This is a genomic window from Pseudomonas sp. P4_C8, from assembly GCF_056401975.1.
In genome coordinates this window covers 1-5,610 of the sequence record NZ_JBFUIH010000091.1, presented here as the reverse complement: position 1 = coordinate 5,610, position 5,610 = coordinate 1, and the positions used below count along the sequence as shown (strand labels likewise).

Here is a 5,610-nt window from a genome sequence, read left to right as displayed (position 1 = left end):
AAGATGCGTTTCGGCAGGTCTGCGCCCAGCACTGGCATGCCGGCACCGCCAATACCCACCCAACCCCGCGCATTTTCGGTTCCATCTTCATGATCACTTCTTGCGGCTGCACCCGATGCGACAGAGTGAAATATCCGACCATTGATGTCTTCGACTGCCGAGGTCTCGACCCACACCGTCATGTGGGCAGGTTCGGTAAAACCGATGTACCACCACCGTGTTTTGGGGTCGTTTTTAGCTGACAGTGGGTCGACGGCCTGGCAGGCACCTATCGATAAAAACACTACAAGTGAGAACAGTATTTTCATGGTTACAGCGTCCATTCCGGTACATGAGGGTGGTGCACCCGTACGGCATCCGCCGTCGGGACATTGGCATAGGCCAGTTGAAATGTGGTGGCGCGTGGTCCCGAGAGAAAGGTCGGGTTCCAGTGCGCTGACTGATGGATGTAGTGCAGCTTCAGTAATTGCTCCTCACTCGAACTAATGCTGTAGTCACCGGCGACGAATCGCTCACAAAGACTATTCAAGTCGTCCGGCAACGCGGTTTCCGGCTCGTCTGGTATGGGTAAGAACTCACAGCCGTGTTTTTTCGCCGCCTCATACATCACCCGCAAATACACCAGCGACAATCCAGCGCCGATCTTGCGCCGTAGCTGCAAGCCGACAAATACGCGCTTTTGTTTCGGCGCATGTTGCTCTCTTGGTTCAGGCCGCAGCGTTACCGGGGCAGGGGTGGTCAGTTCCAGCATCTCCAGTGGCCAACCCTTGGCGTGCCATTTCGCCCGTTCCTGTTGGGCTTCGCGGTAGATCGAGGTGGTTTTTACGTTTGTAAATTCGCCAACCTCCAAGGCCTGCATAGGGCTGAGTAACACGCACTCTTCGATGTCATCGCGGTAACCACCGCCGATATCCGAGTGAACGCCCGGCAGGCTGATTTCCGAATGATCCGGGCTGACGCTGTTGAGGGCGAAATTGGCGCGGTACTCGTCTCGTGCCACCAGTTGCACAACATTGGGAAAGAAGCGCGGCATCAAATACAACTTGACCCCAGGGGCTGCCGGGCTGCGCACATAACCCAGGTTACTCAGGCCGCCCACAGACGCGACAGTGTCGAACAGGCCGATAAATCCGGTGTTGACCCCTTCACCAAACACCTTGCTGAACCCTCGGGCAAACAGGCTGTCCGGCAGGTTCAGGGTTTCCCTGAGCGCATTGTCGGACCTGTTCAGGCACAAGCAGGCGAAATGTCGGGCGGCGGCCGCACCACGGCTGAAGCCAAAGACATCGAAGATCAGGCGCTGAATCTGGATGTTTGGGTTGCGACTATGAAAGGTGCGTAATCGTTGTTTGATCAGATCGAACGCGAGATTCACCCGTGCTTCGATACCTGTATCTCCTCGGCCAAATGCCGCACCGAGTAGGCTGTCTTGCTCGCCAGCCGTTGTGCCAATGCCTTCGATGTAGACCTTATCGAATGCCAGTTTCTTCTGAATAATTTCTTGTGCTGTCGACTCCAAGTACAACTCATACAACCGCTTAACATTCGTCACTTCCCCTCCATAACTACTGTCGGGGTCTTGCATGTACGGCTTGCAACTCCCATCCATATCCTGCTCGGACACCGGATGATGAGCGCCGCACTTTCGTCCCATCTCGACATTGAACGGGTTGTTGCCAGTGCCATCGAAAAACACCCCGATACGCAGAGTGATCTTCACCCGCGAGGCTTCTTCGCGTGCTTCCTTGTCTTCCCAGGCCGCGTTGAGCGCCTCTTCCCTTGCCCGTTGTCGGGCCATCGCTTCGTCGTACTTGCGTTGTTCCGCTGCCTGGTCCGGTCGCGGGCCGCGTGGGCGGCAAACGTCACATTGGCAACCCCCAGAGCTCTTTTTCATGGATGCATCCCTCGAGCGCAAAGCCCTTCCCTGGGCGCCAAATCGAATGATTGGTGTCAGGGAAAAACGATGCGCTCTGGGGGATGGGCAACGCTGCCAGTCGCAGCCTGATCGCTTGTAGGAACGGGATGGGATGCTTGAAGCCTGGAGCTGTCAGAAAAGGCTTCAGGCAATGAACAGTGTGGGGGGAGCGGTTACGCGGGTGGCTCGATTTTATCCAGCACCCGGTTCGCCGTAATCTCCGCCACCATGATGCTGTTGGAGATACCCAGCAGGGCGTGGCGCGACTCGCCCTCTAGATGATCGACCAAGTGATGGACCATTACATCCACCGAGGCCAGCGTCTCGACCAAGAAAACCGCCAGGGTTTCGGCTGTCGCCTCCGGGTCCACGGCAAACAGTTTGCTGGGTTTACGCGCGGTGGCTTTGATGTCGGCATTCGACGGGAAGTGGAAGTTGAGCGCGCACTCGGCGGCCTCGTTGAGTTTTTTTGAATCGGGTTCGTACGGGGAAGCCGGATCGGTGTCTGGCGGATTAGGCGTTACTTTGAACATGGTGAAGCTCCTAGAGATATGGAGCTGCCACGATTCGCTGCGAAACGAAAATAAGGTGGCAACTGTACGCGGGTTCGCAGACCAGGACTCTAGGAACCCGGCAGACCCGAAGGTCTCCCACGCACAGCCGCCATGACAATAGAGACAGACCTGACGAAGCATCTGTTCATGGACGGTAGACGTTGTGCGTCTAGAGATTACCCGGGCTGCGAAACCCGATCACTGATGGGCAGTGACACGAATCAAGTTACCGAGCGGCCCCAAGGCGCACAAGCCGGCGGATTCTGGCGTAGCCGTAGGCAACGGCGCAAGGTTTTGTGGCTTTCAGGACGTAACCTGGAAGGGTTTTAAACAACCCCTTTCGGGCGATGTTTAATACCCCAAGTCCCCAGGGTGGGAACTCGAAGATTTGGCTGGCTCAGGATTCGTTGTGACCAGAGACGGGTTTTGAGGTGGTTTGCTTTTGTGCGCGCCAAGTGGCGGGCGGCATGCCGAACTGGGTGATGAACCAGCGTGTGAAGGAGCTCGCCATGGAATACCCGAGCATGTCGGCGATGCGCCCCAGCGAATAATTCGGATTGTCCAGGTAACGCAGGACCAGATCGCGGCGCACGTCGTTGATCAGATCGTTGAAGGCGCAGCCGTCATCTTTGAGGCGACGTTGCAGCGTCCGTACGTTCATGCCCTGGGTCTGGGCGATCTGCTCAATGGTGGCGCGCCCCATTGGCAGCAGCACGTAAATGGCCTTGCGCACCTCGAACAGCAACGACGGTCCTTCATCGCTCAGCAACGAGTCCAGATACCCCTGCGCGTAACGTGCCATGGCCGGGTCGGCATGAGGGTTGGTCACGTCCAGGCTGGCATTGGGGCAGACGATGCCGTTGAACTCGCTGCCGAACTCCAGCGTGCAACCGAACAGGCGGCGATGCAGTTGCAGGTTGTCCGGAGGCTGGTGCGTGAAGTTGACGCTGTAGGGATGCCAGTGCGCACCGAGCAGGGCCGCGCACAAACGGAACATGACACCGATGGCCAGCTCGTTGGCTTGCCGGGAGGGCATGGGCGTGTCGGTCACCACCTCCTCGCGAATGATCACCATCTTGCCGGCCTCTTCAATGAAGATCGCCAGTGAGTCGTTCATCAAGTGACGGTAATGCACCACGACCTGCAAGGCGTCCCGCAGCGTACGCTGGTGAGTGAGCAGCAGGCTGACCACCCCGAAATCCGAGAGGTGGCGCGACTCGGCCATGCTCAGGCCGAAGCTCTGGCAGCCACTGGCGACGGCTGAATCTTCCAGTACGCGCACCGCGGAATCGATGGGAATCCGATGTTCCGGTGCTAACAACTGAGCCCTGCTCAAGCCACTGGCAGCCAGTACATCGCGCGGGTTAAACCCCAGGTACTGGGTGACCTCCAGGTAGTTGGTCAAGACGGCGGCGCGAACAAGCTTGGTCATGCGTGGGTCTTCCCTGGGCCGGTTAAGGTGGAAATGAGCGTGGCGACTATATCCAGCACGTCATGAAATGGAAAGTTGTTGCGTAAGCGCCGGCGAGCGCCCGTTGCTTCCTCTAATCGCCCCGTCTCATCGAGATAAATCCGCTCACGTATTGATTACAGTGGCCTTGGGCAAACCTGCTGTGGTTTTCGACCAGCGGGCACCTCATGTCGGCACCGTGAAATTTGTCATGAAAAGAAAAGTGACTGACGTCCAATGAAAAGCGCCCGGGGTGGGGGGTCTTTAATGTCAGCACAACAAAAATCTCTGACCAACGAGTCAGTAGAGTCATCGAGAAAGCGTAGGTGCTGACGTGGACAAACTGAATACTGTCGCAACCGTTTTGATCGTGCCGGGCCTGCGTGAGCATGTGGCCGAGCATTGGCAGACATTGCTTGAAGCCAGACTCTGCAAAGTACGCAGCGTCCCGCCGCTTGAAACCGACAAACTCGACTGCGCTGCACGGGTTCGCGCGATCCAGCACGAACTGGATCAGATCGAAGGGCCGGTGATTCTGGTTGCCCACAGTGCCGGTGTGTTGATGGTCGCGCACTGGGCAGCGTTGCACAGTCGTCCGATCAAGGGTGCTCTGCTGGCCGCGCCACCGGACCTCGAGGCTACTTGGCCGCAAGGCTACCCCACTTCTGAATCCCTGCGGGCCCATGGCTGGGATCCGCTCCCCCAAGGTCCGTTGCCGTTCCCAAGCCTGGTGGCCGGCAGCACCAATGATCACCTCGCCAGTCTGGACGCCGTCACTCGCATGGCTCAAGGCTGGGGTGCCGAACTGCGCAATTTTGGCGCAGTGGGTCATCTCAATCCAGCTGCAGGATTTGGCCACTGGCCAGAAGCGCAAGCGCTCATCCTGGAACTGGACCGATAGTTCAGGCGCCGACTGGCTGTTAGCCAACCGGCATTTGCCCTCACTCCTGAGAAGCGCAAGTCCCTGGTACAAGGGACTGCGTGAGGGCTGCTGCGCTTAAAACAAATACAAAAAGGCGGAGAAACATCGCAATGCACAACAATAAGAGTCAAGGTTTCACGGTTCCGCGTTACACCTTGCTGGCTTCGGCCATCCTGGCTGCTTCCATGCCGACCGCCCAGGCGGTTGAACTGGATACGGGCAACCCGGACTGGACCGCGCGTATCGATAACACCGTCAAGTACAACTACGGTGTACGCACCGAAAGCGCCGACAAGCGCATGTTGGGGACGCCAAACAACAACGATGGCGACTACAACTTCCGCAAGTCCGGAACCAACATCACCAACCGTGTTGACCTGTTGACCGAGATGGACGTGGTCTACAAGAACGCCATGGGCTTTCGTGTCAGTGCTGCCAGCTGGTACGACAAGGCTTATGAAAACACCGGTTCCAACTCCAACCCGTTCGTTAACGGCAATGACTCACGGTCCGGTCTGGTCGCTAACGACCCACGCCTGGCCGGCGTCACCAACGACAACGTCGGCTTTGGTAGCCCGCACCTGAGCAACTACGCCCAGCGTTATTACACCGGTCCGTCTGGCGAAATTCTCGATGCTTTCGTGTTCTACAGCACTGAAGTGGGCGAGGAGTCTTTGTTCAGCGCCAAGGCCGGTCAGCACAACGTGTTCTGGGGCGAGACCATTCTCAACCCGGTGCACTCGATCAGCTACGGCCATCAGCTACGGCC

5 protein-coding genes and 1 pseudogene are annotated in these 5,610 nt (G+C 57.7%); 2 read left to right on the top strand and 4 right to left on the bottom strand.

Features of this window, described 5'->3' with window-relative positions:
* The 4 genes and pseudogenes from AC1DWM_RS29825 to AC1DWM_RS29810 all read right to left on the bottom strand — a co-directional run.
* A pseudogene (locus AC1DWM_RS29825) lies at positions 1-308 on the bottom strand (DUF2931 family protein); the annotation flags it as partial.
* 2 nt (positions 309-310) lie between these two features.
* On the bottom strand, positions 311-1,894 hold the full coding sequence (locus AC1DWM_RS29820; RefSeq protein ID WP_477796851.1) for a phospholipase effector Tle1 domain-containing protein: 1,584 nt from the start codon (positions 1,892-1,894) through the stop codon (positions 311-313).
* Positions 1,895-2,088: 194 nt separating this feature from the next.
* The gene (locus AC1DWM_RS29815; RefSeq protein ID WP_477796850.1) at positions 2,089-2,448 is read right to left on the bottom strand and encodes a DUF6124 family protein; all 360 of its coding nucleotides are present in this window, start codon (positions 2,446-2,448) and stop codon (positions 2,089-2,091) included.
* 418 nt (positions 2,449-2,866) lie between these two features.
* Complete coding sequence (locus AC1DWM_RS29810) at positions 2,867-3,901, bottom strand: AraC family transcriptional regulator (RefSeq protein WP_223511595.1); 1,035 nt, start codon at positions 3,899-3,901, stop codon at positions 2,867-2,869.
* Positions 3,902-4,253: 352 nt separating this feature from the next.
* Here AC1DWM_RS29810 and AC1DWM_RS29805 point away from each other — a divergent pair, with 352 nt between their 5' ends.
* Positions 4,254-4,820, top strand: a complete 567-nt coding sequence (locus AC1DWM_RS29805; protein WP_223511597.1) for an RBBP9/YdeN family alpha/beta hydrolase — start codon at positions 4,254-4,256, stop codon at positions 4,818-4,820.
* Positions 4,821-4,951: 131 nt separating this feature from the next.
* The coding region (locus AC1DWM_RS29800; RefSeq protein ID WP_477796849.1) for a DUF1302 domain-containing protein at positions 4,952-5,610 on the top strand (659 nt) is incomplete at its 3' end.